Annotated in this window: 21 protein-coding genes and 2 pseudogenes; 7 read left to right on the top strand and 16 right to left on the bottom strand. The window is 52.3% G+C overall.

The genetic code is table 11. The features are described from left to right. The first annotated feature begins 70 nt into the window (after positions 1-70). Complete coding sequence (locus tag M495_RS12060) at positions 71-1,036, top strand: bifunctional helix-turn-helix transcriptional regulator/GNAT family N-acetyltransferase (RefSeq protein ID WP_048758876.1); 966 nt, start codon at positions 71-73, stop codon at positions 1,034-1,036. Here M495_RS12060 and M495_RS12055 read toward each other — a convergent pair. Together M495_RS12055 and M495_RS12050 are read right to left on the bottom strand one after the other, a co-directional pair. Further along, a pseudogene (locus M495_RS12055) lies at positions 1,008-1,382 on the bottom strand (aldehyde dehydrogenase family protein); the annotation flags it as partial. The gene M495_RS12060 and the pseudogene M495_RS12055 overlap by 29 nt on opposite strands. Further along, positions 1,382-2,155 carry an NAD(P)H-dependent oxidoreductase gene (locus tag M495_RS12050; RefSeq protein WP_020826938.1) on the bottom strand — a complete coding sequence of 258 codons (774 nt, stop codon included), beginning with the start codon at positions 2,153-2,155 and terminating at the stop codon, positions 1,382-1,384. The gene M495_RS12050 and the pseudogene M495_RS12055, both read right to left, overlap by 1 nt. An 85-nt stretch (positions 2,156-2,240) precedes the next feature. On the opposite strand from M495_RS12050, the gene M495_RS12045 reads away from it, so the two are divergent. Then, positions 2,241-3,137: a LysR family transcriptional regulator gene (locus M495_RS12045; RefSeq protein WP_020826937.1), complete on the top strand. Its 897-nt coding sequence runs from the start codon at positions 2,241-2,243 to the stop codon at positions 3,135-3,137. Positions 3,138-3,266: 129 nt separating this feature from the next. On the opposite strand, the gene M495_RS12040 is transcribed toward M495_RS12045, so the two are convergent. From M495_RS12040 to dsdC, 4 genes are all read right to left on the bottom strand, one after another. Beyond that, a complete protein-coding gene (locus tag M495_RS12040) occupies positions 3,267-5,327 on the bottom strand; it encodes a TonB-dependent copper receptor (protein WP_201766291.1) in 2,061 nt (686 codons plus the stop codon). A 242-nt stretch (positions 5,328-5,569) separates the two neighbouring features. After that, positions 5,570-6,022 (bottom strand): DUF2946 domain-containing protein, encoded by a 453-nt coding sequence (locus tag M495_RS12035; RefSeq protein WP_071846564.1) that lies wholly within the window; start codon positions 6,020-6,022, stop codon positions 5,570-5,572. 342 nt (positions 6,023-6,364) lie between these two features. After that, a complete protein-coding gene (locus M495_RS12030) occupies positions 6,365-7,966 on the bottom strand; it encodes a carboxylesterase/lipase family protein (protein ID WP_020826933.1) in 1,602 nt (533 codons plus the stop codon). A gap of 379 nt (positions 7,967-8,345) precedes the next feature. Further along, positions 8,346-9,287 (bottom strand): DNA-binding transcriptional regulator DsdC, encoded by a 942-nt coding sequence (gene dsdC, locus M495_RS12025; RefSeq protein ID WP_020826932.1) that lies wholly within the window; start codon positions 9,285-9,287, stop codon positions 8,346-8,348. Positions 9,288-9,492: 205 nt separating this feature from the next. On the opposite strand from dsdC, the gene dsdX reads away from it, so the two are divergent. Further along, a complete protein-coding gene (dsdX, locus tag M495_RS12020; RefSeq protein ID WP_020826931.1) occupies positions 9,493-10,830 on the top strand; it encodes a D-serine transporter DsdX in 1,338 nt (445 codons plus the stop codon). Positions 10,831-11,000: 170 nt separating this feature from the next. Here dsdX and M495_RS12015 read toward each other — a convergent pair. Continuing rightward, a pseudogene (locus tag M495_RS12015) lies at positions 11,001-11,948 on the bottom strand (oxidoreductase); the annotation flags it as partial. A gap of 48 nt (positions 11,949-11,996) precedes the next feature. Here M495_RS12015 and M495_RS12010 point away from each other — a divergent pair. Continuing rightward, complete coding sequence (locus tag M495_RS12010; RefSeq protein WP_020826929.1) at positions 11,997-12,395, top strand: MerR family transcriptional regulator; 399 nt, start codon at positions 11,997-11,999, stop codon at positions 12,393-12,395. Between the two features lie 520 nt (positions 12,396-12,915). Here M495_RS12010 and M495_RS12005 read toward each other — a convergent pair. The 3 genes from M495_RS12005 to M495_RS11995 form a co-directional block, all read right to left on the bottom strand. Further along, positions 12,916-13,428: a hypothetical protein gene (locus tag M495_RS12005; RefSeq protein WP_020826927.1), complete on the bottom strand. Its 513-nt coding sequence runs from the start codon at positions 13,426-13,428 to the stop codon at positions 12,916-12,918. 479 nt (positions 13,429-13,907) lie between these two features. Continuing rightward, positions 13,908-14,849 carry an SDR family oxidoreductase gene (locus tag M495_RS12000; protein ID WP_020826926.1) on the bottom strand — a complete coding sequence of 314 codons (942 nt, stop codon included), beginning with the start codon at positions 14,847-14,849 and terminating at the stop codon, positions 13,908-13,910. Positions 14,850-14,972: 123 nt separating this feature from the next. Next, positions 14,973-15,803, bottom strand: a complete 831-nt coding sequence (locus tag M495_RS11995) for an alpha/beta fold hydrolase (protein WP_020826925.1) — start codon at positions 15,801-15,803, stop codon at positions 14,973-14,975. 176 nt (positions 15,804-15,979) lie between these two features. On the opposite strand from M495_RS11995, the gene M495_RS11990 reads away from it, so the two are divergent. Next, positions 15,980-16,384, top strand: coding sequence for a MerR family transcriptional regulator (locus tag M495_RS11990; RefSeq protein WP_020826924.1), 405 nt, complete (start codon positions 15,980-15,982; stop codon positions 16,382-16,384). 10 nt (positions 16,385-16,394) lie between these two features. Here M495_RS11990 and M495_RS11985 read toward each other — a convergent pair whose 3' ends face one another. From M495_RS11985 to M495_RS11970, 4 genes are all read right to left on the bottom strand, one after another. Then, complete coding sequence (locus M495_RS11985; protein WP_020826923.1) at positions 16,395-16,784, bottom strand: nuclear transport factor 2 family protein; 390 nt, start codon at positions 16,782-16,784, stop codon at positions 16,395-16,397. 121 nt (positions 16,785-16,905) lie between these two features. Beyond that, entirely contained in the window at positions 16,906-17,223 is a 318-nt protein-coding gene (locus tag M495_RS11980; protein WP_020826922.1) for a cupin domain-containing protein, read from the bottom strand. 349 nt (positions 17,224-17,572) lie between these two features. Next, complete coding sequence (locus M495_RS11975) at positions 17,573-17,824, bottom strand: CsbD family protein (RefSeq protein WP_020826921.1); 252 nt, start codon at positions 17,822-17,824, stop codon at positions 17,573-17,575. A 130-nt stretch (positions 17,825-17,954) separates the two neighbouring features. After that, a complete protein-coding gene (locus tag M495_RS11970) occupies positions 17,955-19,451 on the bottom strand; it encodes a helix-turn-helix transcriptional regulator (RefSeq protein WP_020826920.1) in 1,497 nt (498 codons plus the stop codon). Positions 19,452-19,686: 235 nt separating this feature from the next. Between M495_RS11970 and M495_RS11965 the strand changes: the two genes are divergently transcribed. Both M495_RS11965 and M495_RS11960 read left to right on the top strand, forming a co-directional pair. After that, complete coding sequence (locus tag M495_RS11965) at positions 19,687-20,658, top strand: hypothetical protein (protein ID WP_020826919.1); 972 nt, start codon at positions 19,687-19,689, stop codon at positions 20,656-20,658. 18 nt (positions 20,659-20,676) lie between these two features. Further along, positions 20,677-20,898, top strand: a complete 222-nt coding sequence (locus M495_RS11960) for a hypothetical protein (RefSeq protein WP_041414564.1) — start codon at positions 20,677-20,679, stop codon at positions 20,896-20,898. A gap of 165 nt (positions 20,899-21,063) precedes the next feature. On the opposite strand, the gene hchA is transcribed toward M495_RS11960, so the two are convergent. Together hchA and flhA are read right to left on the bottom strand one after the other, a co-directional pair. Then, the gene (gene hchA, locus M495_RS11955) at positions 21,064-21,939 is read right to left on the bottom strand and encodes a glyoxalase III HchA (RefSeq protein WP_020826917.1); all 876 of its coding nucleotides are present in this window, start codon (positions 21,937-21,939) and stop codon (positions 21,064-21,066) included. 108 nt (positions 21,940-22,047) lie between these two features. Next, positions 22,048-24,114, bottom strand: coding sequence for a formate hydrogenlyase transcriptional activator FlhA (flhA, locus tag M495_RS11950; protein WP_020826916.1), 2,067 nt, complete (start codon positions 24,112-24,114; stop codon positions 22,048-22,050). Positions 24,115-24,152: the final 38 nt, after the last annotated feature.

Raw genomic sequence — 24,152 nt, 5'->3', positions numbered from 1 at the left:
CATATGCCCCTTTGCACTGCTGAATAACTCTGATATGGTTGCACTATACAACCATATCAGAGTGCCGATCATGTCAATCACCCAACCAAGTCCGTATTTACACCCGATCAGGGATGCGTCGCGCCATTTGGTGCGTGAGCTCGGCTTTATGGGCAATACCCTGGCAGGAACCGAACTGCCGCCATCGGCGGTGCATGCGTTGATTGAAATAGGCGATCGCCAGGTTGATACCGCCGCCGAGCTTTGCAACGTACTTAACCTGGAGAAATCCAGCGTCAGCCGCATGTTGAACAAGCTGATCAAAGCCGGGGAGTTGGAAACGCAGGCCAGCGCGCGAGATGCCAGAGAGAAGATCCTGCGGCTGACGGTGCAAGGACGCGAAACCCTGGCGGGCATCAATCGTTTTGCCGATCGTCAAGTGCTTACCGCGCTGGAGCAGTTACCGGCAGACGCCAGCGTCAGCATTGCCAATGGACTGCAGAGCTATGCCACAGCGTTGCGAGCACATCGCCTGGGAGAAACGCCGGTTCCTGCAGCACCCATCGAGATTGTCAGCGGCTATCTGCCGGGGTTCACCGCCAGAACGCTGGAAATGCACATGCAATACTATTCCCGCACCGTGGGTTTCGGCGCCTTCTTCGAAGCTACGGTGGGCGCGGCATTGGCCGATCTGGCCGGGCGTTTGTCGAATCCATTAAACCAGACCTGGTCCGCGCTGAAGGGTGATCGCATTGTCGGCTCTGTTTCGATTGATGGCGAAAGCTTGGGAGACAACCGTGCTCACTTGCGCGCATTTATTATCGATGACAGCCTGCGTGGCAGCGGTATTGGCCGCCAGTTGCTGAACCGGGCGGTCAGTTTTTGCGATGAGCATGCCTTTGACGAAACCCATCTGTGGACCTTCAAAGGGCTGGATGCGGCCCGGCATCTTTATGAAAGCGTCGGTTTCGTGCTTGCAGAAGAGCAGCCGGGCACACAGTGGGGGCAATTGATGACCGAACAGCTATTTATTCGCCGCCCAGTTGCCCCAAATTGACATACTGGGTCTCAAGATACTCCTCGAGCCCCACATCCGCGCCCTCACGGCCCAGGCCAGACTCTTTGACGCCGCCAAAGGGCGCCACTTCGGTCGAGATAATGCCCTCATTGATGCCCACCATACCGCTTTCCAACTGGCGCGTGACACGGAATGCACGCGCCAGATCGCGAGTGTAGAGGTAGGCGGCCAATCCGAAAGGCGTGTCGTTAGCCCGGCGAATCACTTCCTCTTCGGTATGGAAACGGAAGCAGGCTGCCAGCGGCCCGAAAGTTTCTTCATGCGCCAACCGCATCTGTTCATTAGCGTCGGCCAATACCGTGGGTTGGAAGAAGGTTCCATTAATTATTCAATATGCGCGCTAAAGCCCTTACGCCCGGGAGCAATATCGGGTTTCAGCGTCAATGCCGGGATCTCGTACTCGCCCGCATTCTGCCTACGGAAGGGAATAGGCGAGGTTTGCTCCAATTCATCGAGACGTTGCCCCAGTGCGTTACAAGCCTCGGCAAAGCGCGCTTCATCAACCCGGCCGGTACGATAAAGAACAAAGGGCGGCAGCACTTCGAAACCCGGATAATGCAGGATGCCATGTTGGATAGGGAACAGAATGTCATCGATCGGGCCATTGATGCCGCGTTGCGCATAGTGCGATTCCCATCCGCCGGTAGTGACAATCAGCATCGCGCGTTTACCGGCGAGGGTGCCTTCACCATAACGATCCCCCCAACGGACGTCAGAGTGCTCGCCGACGCCATAGGCAAATCCGTAGGCATAGACGCGTTCAACCCAGCCTTTAAGGATCGCCGGCATCGAAAACCACCACAGCGGGAACTGCAAGATCACCGTATCGGCCCACAGCAGCTTTTCCTGTTCCAGTTCAATGTCTTTGCTCTGTAAACCCTGAGCAAAAGCCTGCTGGGAATCGAGCGACGGATTGAAACGATCACCGGGTTGGGCCGTACTGTCATTGGCGTCGAGCGTCGCTTTCCATCGCATGGCATACAGATCGGAAACTTGCACCGCATGGCCGGCAGCTTCGAGCCGCTGTACTGAAAAATCCTTGAGTGAACCATTTAATGACTGCGGTTCAGGGTGGGCGTAGACGATTAAAACATTCATTGTGGAACCTCCATTGATTGATGGAGGCAGGTTAGGCTGCTGCAAGGTATATTAGAAATGAATTTCTAATATTACAGGTATTAGCATGAATAATATCAGACGTCTGGATCTTAACCTGCTGGTCACGCTGGACGCCTTGCTTTCAGAGCACAACGTTACCCGGGCGGCACAACGTTTAAACTTCTCACAACCGGCGGTCAGTGTGCATCTCGCCAAACTCAGAGACATCTTTAACGATCCGCTGCTGTTGCCGGGGCCACGAGGAATGCGGCCCACCGCACGCGGCGACGAGTTACGCGAACCGCTGCGGCAGGCACTTGAAGCACTGGAACAGGCGGTGTCACCTTCAGCGCCCTTTGATCCCAAAGTGGCTGAAAATACCTGGCACGTAGCGGCTTTTGACTATGGCGAGTCAACCATTGTTCAGCCGGCGTTGATGGGCCTGCGGGCTGCGGCACCGAACAGCAGACTGGCAGTGATCGAGACAGTGCCTTCACGCATCGCCAGGCAGGCGGAGCAGGGTGAGATAGATTTGGCCTTTCATACCCGTGAAGGGGCTCCAGCCCATTTGCGACAACGAATTTTGTTTAGCGAACGCTACGTGCTGGTGGGACGAGCCGGACACCCAGGCTTGCAAAAACCACCTTCACTGGCTGAGTTTTGTGAGCTGGAACATGTGATGGTTTCGCCGGACGGCGGGGGCTTTTTCGGCATCACCGACAAAGTGTTGGCGGAAGCCGGTTTGACCCGGCGAGTGGTGCTTTCCGTACCGCATTTTCTGTTTGTGATGTCGGTGCTGGCAACCTCAGAGCTGGTGGCCATGCTGCCGTCACGTCTGGTACGCAATAATAGCGCGTTGCAGGTGGTGGAGCCGCCCGTCGAGCTGCCGGGCTTCGAGATGACCATGCTATGGCATGAGCGTGCCCATCGCGATCCGGCGCATCAATGGCTGCGAGAGCATATTGTCTCGTCGGTTGCATAAGATATCTGCACGGTTTCAGGCATGTGAGCGGCTGTATTTCAGCAAATTGCCCGTGAATAACAAAATCAGCGCGCGGAGCAATAACAAACATGGGGCGGTGGCATGCATACACCGCCCCATAGCACCTGGTTAGAAGGTGACATTCACCTTGGCCCACAGGGTGCGGCCCGGTTCATTGACCGACGTATTCGATGAATAGCCGAAGGTACTGTTACCAGCCAGATTCAGGTGTTCGCTGTAGGTTTTATTGAGAATGTTATCCAGGCCGGTGCTGAGCTTGACGTGTGAGTTCACCTTATAAGCCACATTGGCGGACAGCACGCCAAAACCCGGGCTGTCGGCAAAGTCTTTACCGACCACGTTGCCCTGATTGATGGCTACGCGGTGCTGACTGCTGACCACCCGCCACAGGCCGGTACTGCTCCAGTCGCCTCGTTCGTAGGTTAAACCAAAGCGAGCCTCCAACGGTGGAATTTGCGGCAACGGCTGGTTGTCGCTGGTGTTTTTCCCCCAGGCATAAGCCAGGCTGGCATCGGTCTTCCAGTGTTCGGTCAACTGGTAACCCATACCCATTTCACCGCCCATGATGGTGGCATTAACGTTATCGGCCTGGCTGATACGGGCGTGATGCGGATCGTATTTGAACAAGATAAAGTCATTCACATGGCCAACATAAGCCGATATCCAGCTGTTAAACCGCTTATCGGTATATTGAGCACCGATATCGATCTGCGTGGTTTTTTCACTCTTCACGCTGTCAAACGCACTCTTGTTGCCGCCAGGCCCAAATGTCGGGGAGAACAGCTCCCAATAGTCGGGGAAACGCTCGGTATAGCCGATCCCTGCGTACAGCATCAACGGCATGCCGGCCAATGTGTGCTCAATACGGCTAAAACCGCTCGGCAGCGTATCGGAACGCTCAGTGTCGTTGCCGGTTTTGTAGTTATCCACCAGGGTGCGATCGAGGCGAGCACCGCTAATGATCTTACTCTGTTCGGTCGCGCTCCAGGTCAGTTCACCAAAGGCACCGTAGTTATGGAACTGCGCATCCTCTTGCCAGGCGTTACCCCGTTTGTTGCGATGCGTGTTGGTTTGCGTATCGATACCACTTTCCAACTTAAAATCTTGCCACAGCCAGGTTCCCATCACTCGACCGCCGACGGTGCGACGATCCAACTGCATGGTCATGCCTGCGTGCATAGGCATCCCCATGCCCATGTGTCCCATCGCCATGCCGCCTTGGCCGGGTGAACGCAGGGTGGTGTTATCCATAATATGGTTGGCGTAGTTGTAATACACCTGGGCTTCCAGCTTGTCGAACACCTCGCCAATATTGGATTTTTCTACCCGCATGCCCAGGCTTTCGCGCTTGAACTGCGAACCATCCATACTACGCCCGGCATAGCGCGCTTCACCATTACCCCGACCCATGGTCACTTCCAGCAGGGTATCGGTGTCCGGAGTCCAGCCCAGTGCCAGATCGCCATTCCATTTGTCCCAGCGAGAGGGCACGCGATCGCCATTGCCGTCCTGGTAATCATGAGAGCGTGATTTATTGCCCATCAGGCGCAGATAACCTTGTTCACCGCCCAGGCTGGCATCAATGTTTTCATCCCAACGGCCGTTGGAACCGGCCAGCATGCTGGCGTTGCCTTTGATGCCTGGTTTATCAAACTGCGGGCGTTCTCGTTCAAAGCGCACCGTACCGGCAGAGGATCCTGCTCCCCAAAGCACCGTTTGCGGCCCCTTGGTAATCGTCAACAGGTCATAACTTTCTGGTGAAATATAGGAAGTCGGCGCGTCCATTCGTGAAGGACAGGCACCCAACATTTCGCCACCGTCGGTCAAAATTTTCAGCCTGGATCCAAACATGCCGCGAAACACCGGGTCGCCATTGGTGCCGCCATTCCGGATCTGTGAGAAACCTGGGATAGTTTTCAGATAATCCGAACCGTCGCTGGCAGGCACTGGCTGGCGAGGGGTTTTCGGTGAGGTCACTATCGTCATCGGCGAATAGAGCGGTGCGGTGACGGTGATCACGTCGCCATCATTGGCCTTTACCGCTACTTCATGCTGGTGCTGTTGTGCAGCATGAGCATTGAAGCCCGCCAGGACAAACAGCGGCATAGCCGCAGTAATATGCAGGGAGAGAGGGCGCTTCTTATAATTGTTGGTTTTTCCGAACATCATCGTTCCTTAATGTCAATTTTGACGCTAAAAATACTTTTACATCGCAATAGCCGGTTATTTAGGCGCAGTGAAACCCGGAGCATCATGCCGCCGTTAATAAGCTTTGGCCCGGTTTTGGCGTGAGAATAATGCCAACAGGGTTGCGATGTTTATTGAGTGCAGTGGGGAATTCCGACAGGCGTAAATAACCCGCCCGGTTGAATAGTCTCAACAGGAATAATTTGGCTGCAGTCTATTTATTTTTAAATCATCGGAAGCGATGCTGGTGGAGCGCGAGGTTGGGACTCGGAGTGGATCACATGGGCGAATAGCGGGAAGATATAATGCAGCGGAGGGGCGCGCGACAACAGCGAACCAGACCAGAATAGCGGTGAACTGGCCAAGTCTAACAAGGGGACATGGATCAGCAATACACAGTAACCGCAGGCGCTGTCATCCATCATCATCGCCATATTATGGCTGCCGGTCTGCATGGTCATCGTCATGCTTTGTGCGCCAGGCTCTGGCGGCGGATGATGGCCATGTGCAGACATATCCATGCCGCAGTCTGTCATTGCGACCGTTTCAGATTGCCCCACGCGCGCATGCTCCAGCGATCGAGAGATCACCGGGGCGATGAACAACATCAGGATCGCAAAAATCCCCAGACAGGCCGGGAGATGGCTTCGCGATGTGGCAGTCCGAATTAACGACACATATATCCTAAAACAGTGCAAAATTAACGGACGGAATTGTACTGTTTTATGCTGCAAATGTTAAAACATTTTCTACATGGTTGAGTTATTGATAAAAGAAATTGCCGTTTGGTTCACGTTATCAACCATTTTAACTGTTTGGATATATCGCAGTCCTGTCGAAAAATAATACAGACACTAAGCGTGATGATATATCCTGCTACGGAGATAGACACTCAAACTATTGTTGCTCAGTGGTGAGGAATAGGGGAATGTGAACAGTGAAAATCGCCTTAAAAAAAGACCGCACCGAGGATTCATGGTGCGGTCTTTATGCTTCTATCACTGGCCCTTAAAGATGACTCAGAGTACCCCTGCGAACTCATCACAATTGAAGGTTTTTGAAATTCCCTCGATCATTTTGGTGTTTTGGGTGTGTAGATAAAGGGTCGATTCGGTTTGTGGGTGGTAGACACCCCATACCGGCAGGCCTTTAGCATTTGGATTGCCGGTTTTGGCAAAGTTGGTCCAGTAATCCACCATCAAGATTGAAAGTTTCTCTTGTGCAGGATTGAGTTTATGCAACTCGCCGGTAGTGCCATGGAAATCACGGAAGATATACTGTAAATCACTGGTATGCGCGGCTGCGTACGGGAACGACACAGGTTTGGCAAACTGAGGAGCCGTTTTATCCGCAAACTCATAGCTGTAGACCGGCGTGTTTTTAGCCAAAAGGTTATTCATCATCGGCGTGCGACAGATAAATTTGGCTCGGCCAAAGAAATCTGCGTAGTCTTGGCCAAGATTGACCTGCTTGGCAGGGATTGCAGCTCGCTTTATTAGCGTGTTTGCGTCACTCTCGCCAAAGAAAGCTTTCAGACCCTCGTAAAAACCGATGTTGTCTATTGGTTTACCTGAATCCAGCTCCATCATGGCAGCAAAGAAGGTGCCCTCGTTGGTGTTAAATCCATTAATAATCGGAACAACGTTGTAGCGGCCGGAGCTAAAAGCGGCCTCCAATGATTCAGGCATCACCTCACCATCGGTCACAACCTGTGCGGTGGTCATATAGTTAACGCCTTTATCCAGAATGGTTTCGGTGGGTACTGCCCGTAAACATTCTGCCATTTTTTCTTCCGTACCTTCCGAACAGCCGACATTCTTGGCAACCAGTTCACCGATTTTAGTTGCTTCAGCCACTGTTGGCTGCTTTAGGGAAAATGAACCACTGGAAACAATAGCGCGGTTAAATAACCCCTTGGCACCGGGCGAAGCCATTTGTGCCAATACGCTATGTCCGCCGGCAGACTCACCAAATAACGTGACATTATGATTATCGCCACCAAATGATTGGATGTTCTTATTTACCCACTTTAGGGCAGCTTGCTGATCTAAGGTGCCGTAATTAATTGCCTTATGCCCCTCGTGGTTCAATGCCGGATGTGAAAAGTACCCAAACATACCCAAGCGGTAATTCATGGTGACGACAATAACATTCTTACTGACAAGTTTGCTGGCATCGTATTCATTACCCGAACCAGAACCTAATCCACCACCGGGTATCCACACCATGACCGGCAGTTTACTGTTGTTTTCTGGCAAAACCGCTGGGGTATAAACATTAAGGTAGAGGCAATCTTCAGCAGCGCTTACTGGCCCAAACCCACCCAAAGTGAGCTTGGTGGCACATGTATTGGCAAAATGGTTCGCTTTTAACGTGCCCGACCATTTTTCTTCTTCAACCGGCGGCATCCAACGCAAACTGCCTACAGGAGCCTTCGCATAAGGAATACCTTTGAATTGAAGGTACCCGTCATTTTTGACGCCTTCGATAGTCCCCTTGCTCATTTGAACTACAGGTGAAAGCTCCTGCGCAAAAGCATTAGCAGACATTGCGGTGATACTCAATCCTGCTAAAGCGGCCAGGGTTAGAATTCGCCTTTTGTTACGTGTATGTAGTTCCATTATTTCCCTTATTTATGGTGTTAAATTAAATGGATGTAAAGATAGGGTGTTGTCATATATAACCATAATGACATTAATTATAGTGACCTAAGTTATTACTTGTTGGATTATAGTGCTTTATTATGACCGTCATTGGCGATGCAGAATCTGGCAGCACACATAACAGTTATCAACTTTGGAAAACGTGCTATTTATATTAATGAGTTCGAATTTTCTGAGAGGTACGCTGATCCAAACAGTAAACGGTATTTGGTTTGGCAATATTATAGTATTAACTTGATGATGATATAATTATAACGCCGCTTGTTACCAGGCAGTCCCGATGCGATAACGGCAATTATCGGCAATCGGGATACTGATTTTTTTGGCGTGGTGAAACCTATTCAGATTTGTCTACCAACTCTTTTAACCAAACGATGAAGGCATCAATTTTTGGCCACTGGCGGTCGGAAAGCGTTGATACATAATAGTGCTGATCGCATTTCAGCTCCATTTTGGGCAATGGCGCAACCAGCTCGCCGGTACTGAGTTGCTTGCGGATAAGTCGCTTACGGCCCATGGCAACGCCAACGTGGTTCACTGCCGCAGTGACGGCCAGATCGGAGCGATCGAATCCTATTCCCGGCGAGGTATCCAGATTGACACCGAAATGTTGAGCCCAGCTATGCCATTCATCCGTACCAGAATCATAGCTCCAGGCCTGACGATCGTGGAGCAGGGTGCAGTGTGAGAGGTTGCCAGGAAAATTGACCAGCTCAAATTTGGCTGCATATTCCGGGCTGCATACGGGAATAATTGCCTCATCCATCAGGTATTGGTAATGAAGCTGTGATGAGGGAGTCGCATCAAAATAAACGGCCAGATCAATGCCTGCCCGCTGGAAATTGACGTTTTCATTGCCAGTCAGAATAGTCAGGTTGATGGCGGGATAACGGCGAGAAAAATCGGCCAGGGCCGGCACGATCCAACACTGGGCGATCGACGGCCGGGAGTAAACCGTCAGGGAGCCTGACAACGCCTGGTTCTTGATATCCAATATTTCCTGGTTCAGGGTACCCAATGATGTTTTTAACGCCCAAAAAACCCGTTCACCTTCAGCGGTGAGTTCAACTTTCCGATGAGAACGAATAAACAACTTTAAGCCGAGATTTGCTTCCAGTTGATTAATAGTATGGCTTACCGCACTGGGGCTCACCGACAGTTCATCCGCCGCCATGGCGAAAGACTCGTGTCGAGCCGCCACTTCAAATGTAAACAGCCGTGATAGCTGCCAGCCATTAAGCGATCGGTGCTGGCCCGTTAGCAGATGGTTCCCCGACATATTTCCCCCTGAAAGTATAAAAACCTGCATTCTACGCATCAGTTTGGTGAGTAAAGTTGATGCATGTCGCTAAATTGCACCATTTCTTGGCGCAAGTCACTCGTTTGATTCTGTATTGCTCATGTGAGGTGAGATTTATATCGTTTGTCACCGATCGTCGTTTTCCTGTCCAATAAAGACAATTCAATGACAGGGGATATGGGCCATGGATTCACACATTTGGGTTGCCGGCACGCTGATCGCCAGTATTGCACTCATCATTTTGACCATCGTAAAGTTCAAGTTTCATCCTTTTTTAGCGTTGTTGTTAGCGAGCTTTTTTGTCGGTGGCATGATGGGGATGGGCCCAATTGATATGGTCAATGCCATAGAAAATGGCATTGGCAGCACGCTAGGATTCCTGGCCGCGGTGATTGGGCTGGGCACCATTCTTGGCAAGATGATGGAGGTTTCCGGTGCGGCAGAACGCATTGGTATCGCGCTGCAGCGCTGCCGTTGGCTTTCCGTCGATGTCATTATGGTATTGGTAGGCTTGGTTTGCGGCATCACACTGTTTGTCGAAGTGGGCGTGGTGTTATTGATTCCATTGGCTTTTTCCATCGCCAGAAAAACCGGCACCTCGCTGCTTAAACTGGCCATACCGCTTTGTACTGCATTGATGGCAGTGCATTGCGTCGTTCCTCCACATCCTGCGGCGCTGTTTGTGACCAATAAACTGGGTGCAGACGTAGGAACGGTGATTGTTTACGGTCTTCTCGTCGGTTTAACAGCGTCTCTGGTCGGTGGGCCGTTGTTCTTGAAAATGCTGGGGAAACGCTTGCCGTTTAAGCCGGTACCGCCCGAATTTTCCAATCTGACCGTACGAGAAGAACATGAGCTGCCTTCGCTGCGGGCAACGTTGTTTACGGTGCTATTGCCGATTGTGCTGATGTTGGTGAAGACGGTAGCGGAGTTGAACCTGGCTAAAGAAGGGCGTCTGTTTGGCCTGATGGAGTTTATCGGCAACCCGATTATCGCCATGTTCATTGCCGTGTTTGTGGCCTATTACGTTCTGGGCATCCGCCGTCATATGGGGATGAGTACGCTGTTGCGCCACACGGAAACGGGTTTTGCTTCTATAGCCAATATCTTGTTGATCATCGGCGCGGGCGGGGCCTTCAACAGCATATTGAAGACCAGCGGCTTAGCGGACACCCTGGCGTTAATGCTTTCCAACCTGCATATGCATCCGATCTTGTTGGCATGGTTAGTCGCGCTTATTCTTCATGCGGCTGTGGGTTCCGCCACCGTTGCCATGATGGGAGCAACGGCCATTGTCGCACCAATGTTAGCGCTCTATCCTGACGTCAGCCCGGAGATCGTGACCATTGCCATAGGCTCTGGCGCTATCGGTTGCACCATAGTGACCGATTCATTGTTCTGGCTGGTGAAACAGTATTGCGGCGCAACGCTCAATGAAACGTTCAAGTACTACACCACGGCAACCTTTATCGCTTCGGTGCTGGCTTTGGGGATGACTTTTTTACTTTCATACATTATCTAAATCTAAGCCAATCCTTTTGCGGCAATCGTGAGCGAGTACTTTCCATGGCTTACGATTGCCATTGCCGCCTCACAGAGAGGGTAACTCTACGCTTCACCCGATAAGCAGGGCGAAGCGATCGAATGTTATGCAGTTTATTTTTGCTGACAGGGCGCACGTAACGAGATGGCTTAGGCCCGCTGCTGGCGCCATTGACGATAACGACGGGTGATGCGCTTGGTACGTAACTGGTTGATGATTAATGTAAACAGGGGGGAATAACGGCTGGCGCGAGTACGCCCTTCGCCCAGTGCGCGTAAGCGGCGAGTGACCAAAGCCATTCGTGCCAAGCCTGCCATGGTTTTATTTTCCCATGTTACCGGTTTTGGCAGTGCATAAGGTTCATTACCGGCTTTCCACTGGAGCGGCAGGTCAGGAACCTGTGCCATGGCTGTTGCTATACCCGCCACGGCGACACCGCTATCCAACACCTGCTGCGCCACGGACTTACGGGCGATACCTCCCGTTGTCATCACCGGCATGTGGGCGACGGCGGCAAGATCGCGGGCAAACTCCAAAAAATAGGCTTCGCGCGCCAATGTGCGTCCATCCGCGGCGTTACCCTGCATCGCTGGGCTTTCGTAGCTGCCTCCTGACAGTTCAATCAGGTCGACTGGCAATTCATTCAGCAACAAAATCACTTGTTGCGCATCTTCTTCAGAGAAGCCACCGCGCTGAAAATCAGCCGAGTTTAGCTTGATCGAAACGCAAAAGCTTGGCGAGACACGTTCACGCACGGCTCCCACGACCTCTAACAGTAAGCGAGCACGATTAGCGAGGCTGCCACCCCATTGATCGTGACGTCTATTGGTCAAGGGAGACAAAAATTGCGAGAGCAGATAGCCGTGTGCTGCGTGGATTTGTACGCCAGTAAATCCAGCGTGTTCGGCAGCATAAGCGGTGGTAGCAAAACGTTCGATCACCTCATCGATCTGCGCCTGGCTCATGGCCGTCGGTTGTGCGAATAACTTGCTGTGCTTACCCATTTCCACGGGAACGGCCGACGGTGCCCAGGCTTCGCCCCCCATACTTGCCATGACCTGGCGGCCAGGATGGTTAATCTGCATCCAAACCTGCGCACCGTTCTGGCGTGCCTAAGATTAAAGTTAACTTTAAGGTCAAGCGAAATGAAAATAGGGGAATTGGCAGAGCGTTCGGGTCTCGCCGCATCGGCAATACGTTACTATGAGCAACAGGGATTACTGCCTAAGGCATCGCGCAGCGCCAACGGGTATCGTGTTTATAGCGAGACCTCGCTGGAGCGTTTGCATCTTATCCAGATCGGACAAAATCTGGGTTTTGCACTGGATACGATCCGCGGCGTGCTGTCGCTGGAAGGAATGGCGTACCAGGACAGCCTTATGCAGAAGCTTGATGCGCGGCTTGAGGAGATTGATCGCATGATGGCGACGCTGAGTAATCAGCGGGAAACGCTGCAGGACACCAAGCGCAAGCTGAATGAATCGGGGTTACAGGGCATATGCCCAGATAAAAGCAGTTTGGTTAAGGTGACAATGTCACGGTGAGTGAGGTGCGAGTTGATGTTTCTATCCCAGAATTGCTGTATACGCAGTATGAGTTCAAACGCTGATCCTGTTTCATATTAGTGCACCGGCCATGGATGTCATTTCATCCCAAAACACCAGGCCACAATTTACGATGCACGATCACCAAGATGAGAACTGCCATAATCCTGTGCGTGAAGAAGGTTATCTGTTCTGGAAAACATCGGCACAAGGGAGAATGCTTTTTAGTGCACAGTGCAAAACCGGTGAGAAGAAACTCAGTGTGAATTTGCTTTTCATGGCGGAGAGATTCCGGATGAAACATTGAGTGTTTGAATCAGCATGGCATTAAGCGTAAAGCATCGGCATAACGGGATATGAATAAAAGGCCATGGTAAAGCCCAAAAGCTCAGATTCTACGTAGAGCCACATAGGTGCGCATAATGTATATTATGTTAAATTGCATGTTGAGATAACTGAGTCCTTAACCTGACTACCCGCCCCCAAGGGTTTTCTTTCTGTAGAACCTGTTCTTTCATCATCATTCCCAGTTTTCCTTTTCGTAAGGTTTTAGCCAGTTCTTTTCAGTTACAGGCACTCGTTCACCATTGAAGGTATACGTACAACAACGGCATCGAACCGGGACGTCTTCTGCAGTGAATTCAGGATTAACCTTCTGCAACAATCCTTGCTCATCGATGCAAAGCCCGCTGTAGTAACTCGATTCGCCATAACGTACATAGCTGCTCAAATTTTTACGCTGTAATGCAACCAAATAAAAAATCGGCTCTTCCTTATCCAGTCGACTTATTGCTTCACGATGCACATCAACCCACGGTTGCCCAACGTTACGCAGCAGAAATTTGAACAACGGCGTGTAATCAATACCTTGTTGCATTCTGCCGTGCATGCCTTCCCGCATCGGTGAGTTCTCATCAATCGCGCGTTTCTTATGGCGCTGCCAGCGGTACTCACCACCATGGCGGATTGCTCCCCTTGCAGTGGTGTTCTCCCTGCGAAAAAGCATTTTCGGCCTGCCTTTCTTAAACATCATCCTTTTTCCCTGTTTTATTTTGATCGCGCTACGCGAAATCTGTGAAAGCTTGGCAGCATTTCCCTTGCAGATTTCGCCAAAATGCACTGTTTAACTGGCATTAAAACGACCAATATATCTGCATATTCACCCTGAGTTGGTCAGCATTAAAGCACAAATCAGTAGCCCTGACGTAAAACAGATCCTCTTTCCTCGTTGATGATGAGCGATTATGCCATGAGTAAAACCCGCGGATATCCGCTCACCGGTGAACTGTTTACCAGGATAATTTGTCGCTGCGCTGTCCATGTTTCTAAGGTGTCGCTAAAAATTCAGGAGCAATTTTCGACTCAGTTCAGTATCCGGTAAGTCGTAATTCTAACAAAAAGCAAATAACATCATGTTTTACATGTAGTTATCACTGTCATTTGAACTCAGACACCTAAAGCTCTATTTAACATAACGCGATATTGTGACATTGTCACTGAAACTGCTTCTGCTCAACCAACCTTTTTGCCCTGCCACTCACGCCTGATTTCCTCCAGCCCCTCGCGATACGTCGTTACGTTAAAGTTTGGGAAGCGGCGTTTGAATTTTGTCGAGTCGAACAAATTGTCCTGCTGATATCGCGGTAACAGCTCCCGAATCTCACGGGCTCCTTTTGAAAACAGGCCCGCAACACTTAGGACCCATTTGTTGATGACGGAGTAAGAGATATTTTTCCCGAATACCTCACAGGCCAAAGAAACGAATTGAGCGTAAGTCAGTCGATCATCGCAGCACGGCAAGTGCCACGTTTGACCGGAAGTATCGGGTGTATTGCCAAGAACAGCCAGCGCACGGCTGGCGTCAGGTGTCCAGATAAGGGTACGTAGTGTATCGTCACGTACAGGGACACGCGGTTTTTCATCCGCCTTGAGTTTGTCGATGATTAACGCATTGGTGAAGCTCTGCGTTTTCCCCGGCCCGTAGAACTCGGGGGCACGTCCAAGAGTGACGGGAATATTTTTTTGCTCCATTTCCTTTAGCACCATATTCGCCATCAATGCTCGCACTTGCCCTTTTCGCCCCTTAGGCGCGAATGGAGTTTCTTCCGTTTGCAGATCGCTGTTCTGCGGATACATATAGGTGTTATCAAAGTAAACAAAATGAGCTCCTACCGAGCGGCTCGCGTCCAACGCATTTTTTAACATCGTTGGAAACTGTTTCTCCCACAGTGCTGAATCCGGTGGTAATCCTGCAACGAAGTAAAGCGTGTCGCTGCCTTTTGCGGCTTCAAGAGTCTGTTGTGCATCCAGCAAGTCTGCCGCGATAAGCACATCGCTTTGATTGACCTTCCGCGGATTACGACTGACCAACCGCAGATCATCGGTGTATGAACGCTTCAGCTCTCGCGCAAGCTCTTGGGCGATCTGGCCATTGGCCCCCAGAATCGTTTGCATTTCAATTTCTCATCTTTGCAGTATGGCGCTATTTACGCACTCAGATAGGCGCTGCCAAAGGGGCCGGGCGACAGGCCCCTCCAGAAGGAGCCTGTTTTTTTCACGAGAACCGTGTTTCCCGCATCAGCTATTTACAAAGGCCAGTAGATCGCTATTGACCCGATCGGCATGGGTCGTAGGTATGCCGTGCGGCGCACCTTTGTAGGTAATAAGCTTGCCGTTTTTGACCAACTTGGCCGAGAGCACGCCTGAATCTTGGTATGGAACCACTTGATCGTCATCGCCGTGGATCACCAACACCGGGATGGAAATACGTTTGAGATCGTCGGTGAAATCCGTCTGTGAGAACGCGACGACGCCGTCATAATGAGCCTTGGCGCCGCCCATCATGCCTTGCCGCCACCAATTCCAGATGACCGCATCCAACGGCTTGGCGCCGGGCCGGTTGTAGCCGTAGAAAGGTCCCGCGGGAACATCGTAATAGAACTGCGCCCGATTGGCGGCCAGTTGCGCCTGGAAATCATCAAATACCGATTTGGGTGTTCCCTGCGGATTACTGTCGGTTTTCACCATCAACGGCGGCACAGCACTGATCAGTACGGCTTTCGATACCTTATCCTCACCATGACGCGTGATGTAACGCACCACCTCGCCCCCGCCCGTTGAGTGACCCACATGCATGGCACCTTGCACGCTCAAATGTTTCACTACCGCAGCAACGTCATCCGCATAGTGATCCATATCATGCCCTTCCGATACTTGACTGGAACGACCATGGCCACGCCGATCGTGCGCAACAACGCGGAATCCTTGGTTTACGAAGAACAGCATCTGGGCATCCCAATCATCGCTAGACAGCGGCCAGCCATGATGGAAAAAGATGACTTTTCCATCTTTTGGTCCCCAGTCCTTGTAGAAAATGTCAACGCCATCGCTAGTGGTTACGTAACCCATATCAATTCTCCCATTCAGCAATTAGTCAAAGGGTGATGCTTTTCTCGGCCACGCGCAGGAAAGGCCGGTTCCGGACCTTGTACCCGAAAGCGGATTTGCCTTCGGTCCTGCGTTGACCGTTTAGAGAGTATAGGTTTAAAGTTAGCTTTAAGGTCAATAGGGGTTTTTCGAACGGTATGAAGATTGGGGATTTGGCAAAGGCAACGGGGCTCTCTCCTTCCCGGATTCGTTTCTACGAGGCAGAAGGCTTAATCAGCCCTCCTCCACGTCAAGGCAATGGCTACCGAAACTACTCACCCGAAGTTGCAGGTGTACTGAAGATCATCGATAACGCCCAGCAGGCAGGCTTTTCGCTTGAACAAATACGTCAGTTCCTGCCGCACAATCAAGCGGGTTGGGATCACGAAGGGCTGATCCATTCCCTCAATACCCGCGTAGCCGAGATTGAACAATTACAACAACAACTTAAGGAGAGCAAAAAAGCAGTATTAGCTATGATCGCCAACCTCAAAAATCGGCCGGAGGGTATTTCCTGTGGGGACAATATGCAACGGTTGATAGGCCTGATGGAGGATCCGTAACTACATGGATTCACCCTGTCGTTGGCGTTCCCTGATGGAATCGCATCTGCCAATGGTCATCGTTCTCGCTCGACGATCGCAGCCAGATTGAAGAGCGGAAAGTACTGCGGGTCACGTTGCCGTCGGCGCCGCGCTGAAAACTTCTGTAGGTTAGTAACACCACTCCTTCGGCAATAGTGGACAGCTTGAAATTTTCGGCATAAATAGGCACCTGGCCAGTTTCTTCCTGCAATGCCGCAATGGTATGCCCCTTGTTGTAGCGCTGTCCCGAACGGCCGATCTCTTCAAAATCATCATGCAGCAGTTTTTCCACCGTAACCGAGTCGTTTCGCAGCAGTGGCTGATGCAACATCGTTTCCAGAGACTGGATTTTGGTTAACAACGCTGTGGAATGGCTCAAAGCGCCCTCCTTATTGGCACTGCCTGACAGGCCAACAAGGTTGGCCCGTGATAGACAGGTCTGAAAAATAGAGTGGGATTATCGCCTGCGCTCAGTGTTCGGCAGGCTGGCAGAACAAGAATTAGCGCGCCAACTCCACGCCATCCAGTTCGGAAATCGCGAGACAGTAAACCTCTGTGAGAGCATCCACGGTATAGGCGGTATTGGCCGGGATCATAAACATTTCATGGGACTGCAAGGTTTGGTCGCCGATCTTAAGCTCACCGGACAGGACCATCAGTTTGACCCAGCCCGGATGCAGGCGGGCTGACTGGTGACTGCCAGCATCAAGTTTCAACAGCGCCGTGTGCCCATGTGCCTCGCGTTTCAAAATATGGTAATACACCCCATCGTAAGGCATTTTATCGTAGTGCAATGACGCCAGTGTTCTTTTATGCATGATAGTTCCTCGTAACCTGTGAGTCGTTGTCTGCTCGGTTGCAACATCAAGAGGCAATAGGTTCCTCACTGACCTTTACTCTGCTCCCGAAAGCACATGTTCCGTCAACATCTTTGCAAACTGATTATACTGGCCACTGATGCACAATGCGGGCTGATATTCGCATCTTTATTCAGAGCCTGTTAATAAATATATAGAACCTATGGCTCAGACGCAAAAAACGAAGGGGAGTAAAAGAGGCTTTTTTGTCACAAAATACAATGTGCAGTGGCGCGGGGAAAGCATTCGCCCGCAGGATGCGGGCGAGTCAGGCTGGGGTTTATTTGCGGTAATCAGTCAATCCACAGCCTCAGCGGCGACGTAGCAGCAGGCCTGCCAACAGGCTCACGCCGGCAAAAATCGCTACCGTAGTGAGAGGTTTCTTCTTGACCAGATCGCTGACGCAGCTAACAGCATCGCCATATTTTTCTTGTAGTGCGCCGGCAACGTAGCGGGTAGATCCCTCAGCCTGCAAACGCTCATCGCCGGTAACATCACCGGCCACTTCCTGCGCCTTGCCTACCACTTTATCCATCACGCCGTTGATTTTATCGCTGTTCATTCTGCACTCCTGAGTGAGGTTTGTTTCGACGCTTGCATAGTGCAAATGCCTGCCTTGTCTCACGATAGTAAGCCGTTGATGAACCGCTCATAAGGTCAATTTGCAGGGGATTGGCCAGTGCATTTGCACCCTACTTTCCATTTTTAGATGACCGTTCACCGGCAAACAGCCCCCGCTCTCTGGCCCAGACGATGGCTTCGGCGCGGCTATGGACGTCGAGTTTGGAATAGACCGTCGCCACATGATTACGCACCGTATTCGGGGCAAGATTAAGGCGTGCGGCGATCTTTTTGTCCGGCAGCCCCTCGCAAATTAACCCCAATACGTCGCGTTCACGTGCGGTAAGATCGGTGAAGGAAAACCCCGCCAGGTTAGGCTTATTGATACTTTTCACATTGGCCAGTTTTTCGAGCAATGTCTGGCTAAACCAGGAAGCGTCTTGCATGACTTCCTCGATGGCAGCCACCAGATCAAGCTCAGAGCGTTTGCGTTCGGTAATGTCCATCAGTACCAGGAGATAACAACGGGCATCCTGAATGCTCACGGCATCCGCTGAAGCCACGCAGTCGATGGTTTCATTGCTCTTTTTGCGTATTTTAAGGTCTTGATTCTCGACGTTACCGCTTTTTTCCAACGTGGCAAATAACCGACGGCATTCCCCCTGCCCATCGATAACATTGATCTCTTCGACCGTCTTGCCGATTAACTCCTCGGCGGCGTATCCGGTGGTTTTTATAAAGGCCTCATTGATGTCCAGCACCCGCTGCTTGTCCGCGGTGCACACCAGCGTGGGCACCGGACTTAAACGAAAGGACTTGGCAAACCGCTCTTCACTCTCGCGCAGCGCCGACTCCGCCTTGCGACGGGGTTCGAGGTCGGTAAAAGTAAACAGCATGCAATCTTCTTCATTGATGTCCAGCGGCTGGCCGGCGACGATCACCAGCTTGGTTCCGCCGGCCGGCAGCTTCAGTTCGGCCTGCATCTGTGGAATGGTCGCCCCTTCACTCAGCAATTGCACCGCTTGTTCCTTGCGTTCCGCCTGTTCCAGCACGTCCAGCGCATACACCGAAGTGCCCATCACCTGATCGCGTGTATAGCCCGTCATATCGAGGAACCCCTGGTTGACCTTTATGTAGCGCAGGTCGCTCAGGCTGCAGATCACTGCCGGTGCCGGGTTGGCGTTGAACGTCTTTTCAAAACGCTGCTCGGCACTGGCCCACTCGGTGGCATCACTCAGGATCAAAACCAGCAATTCGGCTTGCCCTTTACTGTCGGTAATCACCAGGCTGCGTAAACGGTGAACCCACAGGTACTCCGATTCGCTGGCGGGCCGAACTTCGACCAGTACGTCGCTGAAGGTCTCGCCGTTGGCGGCCCGGGTAATCGGATACTGTTCCGGCGTCAAAGGGTGATTGTTGCGATAACGCAAGGCAAAGCGCTCAGCATATTCACCGCCATTGGCACCCAGCTCACTCAACTTGCTCAACCCATGCATGCTCAGCGCTGCCTCGTTAGCCCACAGAATGGTCTGGTCGACCTCGGCCAGGATCACCCCTTCCGACAACCCTGAGATGATCTGCTGTAGCTGGCTACGGTTAGTTTCGTTGGCAAGGATGGACTGACTCATGTTTTCTCCAAAAGACGAAGTGGCTTGGCCGCCTGACGGCGATCGAAGTGCCTGATAGTGGCGCTGTTCCCAACAGCATAGTGCGTAACAGGTGCATTCGCGGGGTGTGAATGCACTAGCTTTGTCGGTGCAAATGAACCGGGACGGTCAGTGGTGCCAAGCGGCAGACTGATTCTGTCGGCGCGGCCCTGTGCTGTGCGTACAACCACTTGTTTAGTCAATATAAGGAATAACAATGACCACTGTCTATGAATCCAATCGCTTTGCGTTTCACGTTTCATGGGGTTCGGTATTGGCCGGGAGTGCCATGGCGTTGGTGACCTATCTGATACTGAGCGTGCTGGGCACGGCCATCGGCGCTTCGGCCGTGGATCCGTTGCATGAGGGCAACCCTCTGAGTGGCTTTGGCACGGGCACCGGGATCTGGTTGTTTGTCACTACCCTGGTCTCGCTGGCGGCTGGTGCATTTGTCGCCGGCAGAACTTCGCCAAACCGTGGCGGTTTGCACGGTCTGCTGAGCTGGGCAGTGACCACATTACTGACGACCTGGCTGGTGATTTCTGTGGCGAGCGGCGTGGTCGGCCTGGCCGGTAGCGCCGTCGGCAAGGGGCTCTCTTTGGCCGGCAACGGTATTGCCGCCGCAGCGCCGGGCATTGGCGAAAACGTCAAACAGCAGTTAGACAAAAATGGCATCAGCCTGGACTGGAGCAGTTTGGAAAACCAGTTAACCACCACCCTCAAGCAAAGCGGCAAGGCTGAGCTGGACCCGTCCAAGTTGGAACAAAAGAGCGATAGCGTCGCTGCGGATGGTAAGCAAACCGCTACTGATGCAGCCACTGACCCAACCCAGGCGGCTGCAGAGCTCAAGCAATGGTTTGAGCGCGTCAAGCAATCCGGTGAGCCTACCCTGAATGCGGCAGATAAGGATGCGCTGGTGAATATCGTCGCAGCCCGTACAGGCAAGAGCCGTGCAGAAGCGACCCAGATCGTAGACAACTATGCCCAAGCTTATCAGCAGGCGGTACAAAAGGTCGACCAGCTGAAGGCGCAGGCCGAGCAAAAAGCCCGCGAAGCGGCAGAAGTGGCGGCCAAACAGGTATCACGCGCGGCATGGGGTTCATTGCTGATCCTGCTGTTGGGCGCGGCGCTCAGTTTTGGCATCGGCCGCATCGCCATGTCAACCCGTCGTCCCCTGGCTGTAGGGTGATGAATAATGGATGTTTCAATGAATAGAAGGTTGTCAGGTATCTCATTGAACTATCGAAAAGTGGTGGGTGCTTCGGTCCCCGTACTGGTCATCGATTTCTTCAATGAAAAAAACGAGCGTTACACTCTGCGCTATAACTTGCCACCGGACACGCCGGAACGGACAGAGCGCCGCGTATCATTGCTGCTGCACCTGCTTCGTAAACAAAAGCCGATGGATATCGGTGACGCAACGTCATAAATCTTGTTGAATCCGCTCAACCCGCGCCTGCTGGCGTGGGTTGAGCCTTAATCACTCCCCCTCTGAATAATATCGTTTTTTCGTCGTCAGATTTATTTCACCCTTGCAGATGCCAGGGCAAAACAGAACGCCGTTCTTAAACCTATGTCGCGTCACTGACGCCGTTCATCGAGCCGCAACGTCGGCAAGCAATGTCTCTGCGGCCAACTTACCCAGATTGTTGGAGGCCAACGGGCTGTCGCCGGTCAACAAACGACGGTCTTTGTGGACTTTCCCGGTGATGTCGCTGTTGAGGATCGTGACGCCCAGTTCGCGAAGGCGTTCACCGACCAGCCAGGGCATTGGGCCCGGAATATAACCGATATCGATATTGGCGCCGGTATCTAGCGAGTCCGGGAACACACAGATCTCGTAACCGCGATACAAGAAGTTTTCCTTGTCCTCACCCAAACCCGCCGCCAACAATCCGGCAGGCCCGTGGCACAGTGAAATCACGTAACGGTCGTTGTCATGGGCCCAGAACAGCGCTTTTTTCACGTCTTCGCTGAAGGGAATGTCGTTTAGTACCCCATGACCGCCCGGGATAAAGACACCGATATAATTACCCGCATCCAAATCCTTCACTACCTCAGTCAGCTTTTTCGGTTGCTTGAGCTGACGGCGATATTTCTCATAGGTGGCCTTGACCGCCGCATCCTCACCAGGGAATGCCCACATCTCAAGCTTTACCGGGTCGCCGGATGGCGTTGCAATGTCGATTTCGAACCCGGCAAGATCCATATGGTGCATGGGCAATAACATCTCCACAGGATGGTTCCCGGTAGAGAAAAACTTTCCGTTTTGCATCATCAGATAGCGTTCCTGAGACGCAATCATCAACACCTTCCACTTGCCGCCTTTATAAGGCGCAGGATAGTGGGCGCCGTCAAAATCCGTCTTTGCCGACGTGTATTTACTCAAAGAGTAAGGTGACGGAAAGAACGCATTTTCTTCAGCGGCATCAGGGGCAGGATTACGATCTTCGGATGGTAAGTTAGTCATGATGATCTCCTTATGTGCGATTTGCATTGCAGCTTTAGCTTAGGTAACTCAGCCTAAAGCCGCAATGAGGGATATTCCTCATTAGCTGCCCCTAACCCACGCGGCGCTTCACTTAACCAAAATGCCCCATTTCTTCATGCGTGAAAGCAACGTGGTGCGTTTCAGTCCCAGGCGCTGAGCGGCCCCGCGTGGGCCGGCAACCACGCCGTTGGTTTCCTTCAGCACCCTGATAATCTGCTGTCGCTCATCTTCCCCTGGCTGACTGGGCTCCGCTTTGGGAACCGGGAGCGCCATCGAAGGGACCGGGTATTGCAACTCAGGCAGTTGCAGGTTCAGCACCGTACCACGCGTCAGCAGTACCGCACGTTCGATGACGTTCTCAAGCTCGCGCACGTTTCCCGGCCAGGGCATTTGGCTCAGCAGGCGCAAGGTTTCCGCTGGGATACTGTCGATGGTACGTTTCATGCGGCGCGCAATTTTATAGGTCAGAAACTTCACTAACTGCGGGATGTCTTCCGGCCTCTCACGCAATGGCGGAATAACGATCGGGAAGACGTTAAGCCGATAGAAGAGATCGCTGCGAAACTCGCGGTCGGCCACCATCTGTTGCAGATCCCGGTTGGTCGCGGCAATCAGGCGCACGTCCACCGAAATCACCTTGTTACCGCCAACGCGCTCGAACTCCCTCTCCTGCAGTACCCGCAGCAATTTCGGTTGCAGCTCTACGGGAATTTCGCCTACCTCATCCAGAAACAGCGTTCCCTTGTCCGCCAGTTCAAAACGCCCCATTCGTTGATTGGTCGCCCCGGTAAATGCCCCTTTTTCATGGCCAAAGAGATCGCTTTCCAGCAACCCGGCCGGCATGACTGCGCAGTTCATTTTCACCATGCGCTGATCGCGTCGTTCGCTGAGGTTGTGGATGGCACGGGCTATCAGCTCTTTACCGGTGCCGGTTTCGCCGAGGATCAGCACCGAACAGTCGCTTTTCGCTACCATTTCCACCTGTTTGAGCACGGCGGACATCACCACGCTGCGGCCGACAATCTCGCCGAAGTCCGGGTTATTACCATTAATCTGCTCGGTCAGATACAGGTTCTCATGCACCAGGCTCTCTTTGAGCCGGTTAATTTCCTGATAGGCCAGCGCGTTATCCACCGCAATCGCGATACGCTCGGCGATCTGCTGCAACACCCGCAGGTTGGCAGCGTTGAAGTTGTCCGGCTGACATTGCGCCAGCTTGAGTACGCCCAGGGTTTTGTTGCCGAAAACTAACGGCAGTACGCACAGCGTTTGAATTTGCTCATGCCAGAGATCGAACAGCTGGCGCTCATAGGCCGCCAGCCGGTCGGAATGCTTCAGATTCAACAGCAGCATTTCACCGCTTTGCATTACCTGTTCCGACAAGGTGCCCGCCAGCGCTACGCTGTACTGCTGACGCTCAACCACGTCCTCTTGCAAATAGTGGGTGGAATAAATGGTGACTTGTTCGGTTTTATCGACGCAAAGCACAATGCTGATCGCGTCGATTTTGAAGAAACGGTGAATTTCCTTTGAGATCTCACCGATCAAATCATCCAAATCGAGTTTCGACAGCACCGCGTTGGTCACGTCGACCAAAATGCGGTAATCATCTCGTTCATGGCGCAATTGCCGTTGACGGAGTTCCGCCTCCTCCCGCAGCTGGAGCTGCTCTGCCGCCAATGCCACCAACTCCATCAGTGTCTGCAACTGCACCAGGCTGGCGTCGGCGAACGGCGCTGGGTGACAACGTAACACTTCACAGCCGCCTATCAGGGTACCGCCTGCATGCAGCGGCATCAGGCAATACTGATTAAAGGGTAAATACAGCGCCAGAGCCCCGATTTGCGGATATCGCGCGTGCAGATCATCGCTCTGCCAGCGCTGTGGCAGCGGGCTTTGTCGCAGCCGACTTACCGGGCCATTTGCCAGCAGGGTCTCATCCTGATAGCTCACCGGCTGTCGATGCGCATCCAGGCCATAAAAGCTGACCCGTTCGCTGTCAGGGTCAAACAGCACCAGCGTGACCTGATCTGCCAATTGCAGGCGTTGCAGTATCTGACGCAGTTGCAGCAACAGATCGGTGAAACTGCGCTGGCTCAGCAGCGTGCGGGTAATTTCCAGTAGTTCTTGTTTTTCTAATTGTGCATTCGACATTGTTTATCACTTGCCTGAGTCGCGATGAAGATTTGTGA

The organism is Serratia liquefaciens ATCC 27592 (assembly GCF_000422085.1).
Taxonomy (GTDB): Bacteria; Pseudomonadota; Gammaproteobacteria; order Enterobacterales; family Enterobacteriaceae; genus Serratia; species Serratia liquefaciens.
This window is presented reverse-complemented; position numbering and strand designations above follow the sequence as displayed.

Bases quoted from the DNA above. Each gene is read 5' to 3' on its own strand.
- M495_RS11970 (WP_020826920.1), bottom strand. From the start codon at position 19,451: ATGAGTCAGTCCATCCTTGCCAACGAAACTAACCGTAGCCAGCTACAG.
- M495_RS12040 (WP_201766291.1), bottom strand. From the start codon at position 5,327: ATGATGTTCGGAAAAACCAACAATTATAAGAAGCGCCCTCTCTCCCTG.
- M495_RS11990 (WP_020826924.1), top strand. From the start codon at position 15,980: ATGAAGATTGGGGATTTGGCAAAGGCAACGGGGCTCTCTCCTTCCCGG.
- dsdX (WP_020826931.1), top strand. From the start codon at position 9,493: ATGGATTCACACATTTGGGTTGCCGGCACGCTGATCGCCAGTATTGCA.
- M495_RS12005 (WP_020826927.1), bottom strand. From the start codon at position 13,428: ATGATGTTTAAGAAAGGCAGGCCGAAAATGCTTTTTCGCAGGGAGAAC.
- M495_RS11965 (WP_020826919.1), top strand. From the start codon at position 19,687: ATGACCACTGTCTATGAATCCAATCGCTTTGCGTTTCACGTTTCATGG.
- M495_RS12045 (WP_020826937.1), top strand. From the start codon at position 2,241: ATGAATAATATCAGACGTCTGGATCTTAACCTGCTGGTCACGCTGGAC.
- M495_RS11995 (WP_020826925.1), bottom strand. From the start codon at position 15,803: ATGGGTTACGTAACCACTAGCGATGGCGTTGACATTTTCTACAAGGAC.
- flhA (WP_020826916.1), bottom strand. From the start codon at position 24,114: ATGTCGAATGCACAATTAGAAAAACAAGAACTACTGGAAATTACCCGC.
- M495_RS12050 (WP_020826938.1), bottom strand. From the start codon at position 2,155: ATGAATGTTTTAATCGTCTACGCCCACCCTGAACCGCAGTCATTAAAT.
- M495_RS12000 (WP_020826926.1), bottom strand. From the start codon at position 14,849: ATGCAAACGATTCTGGGGGCCAATGGCCAGATCGCCCAAGAGCTTGCG.
- M495_RS12010 (WP_020826929.1), top strand. From the start codon at position 11,997: ATGAAAATAGGGGAATTGGCAGAGCGTTCGGGTCTCGCCGCATCGGCA.
- M495_RS12030 (WP_020826933.1), bottom strand. From the start codon at position 7,966: ATGGAACTACATACACGTAACAAAAGGCGAATTCTAACCCTGGCCGCT.
- dsdC (WP_020826932.1), bottom strand. From the start codon at position 9,287: ATGTCGGGGAACCATCTGCTAACGGGCCAGCACCGATCGCTTAATGGC.
- M495_RS11975 (WP_020826921.1), bottom strand. From the start codon at position 17,824: ATGAACAGCGATAAAATCAACGGCGTGATGGATAAAGTGGTAGGCAAG.
- M495_RS11980 (WP_020826922.1), bottom strand. From the start codon at position 17,223: ATGCATAAAAGAACACTGGCGTCATTGCACTACGATAAAATGCCTTAC.
- M495_RS11960 (WP_041414564.1), top strand. From the start codon at position 20,677: ATGAATAGAAGGTTGTCAGGTATCTCATTGAACTATCGAAAAGTGGTG.
- hchA (WP_020826917.1), bottom strand. From the start codon at position 21,939: ATGACTAACTTACCATCCGAAGATCGTAATCCTGCCCCTGATGCCGCT.
- M495_RS12060 (WP_048758876.1), top strand. From the start codon at position 71: ATGTCAATCACCCAACCAAGTCCGTATTTACACCCGATCAGGGATGCG.